1 protein-coding gene is annotated in these 228 nt (G+C 42.1%); it reads right to left on the bottom strand.

All coding sequences use genetic code 11. The features are described 5' to 3' along the window. Positions 1-228: lactate/malate family dehydrogenase (locus KVT11_RS20895; RefSeq protein ID WP_483297942.1), on the bottom strand; the 228-nt coding region annotated here is incomplete at both ends.

The following is a 228-nucleotide window of genomic DNA, read 5'->3' as shown; positions in this document are numbered from 1 at the left end:
AAAATACCATCGAATCCGCTTTTCATCACATTGTCTACAATGCCTTTAAATATATTTAAATTTTTCTCAACAAGACCAAGTCTCGTTTCACCTGGCTTTTGGTTTGCACCAGCGCAGATACATACAATGTCAGCATCCTGGCAATCCTCATAATCTCCATACCAAGCATTCACAGGATGCGGGGCGAATGCTTTCCCATGGTTTATATCCATGACGGCACCCAATGCT

The sequence above is a fragment of the Bacillus sp. GbtcB10 genome, assembly GCF_019091365.1.
Classification (GTDB): Bacteria; Bacillota; Bacilli; order Bacillales; family Bacillaceae; genus Bacillus; species Bacillus altitudinis.
Note: the sequence above shows the minus strand (reverse complement) of the source record. Positions and strands in the feature narration are given on the sequence as shown.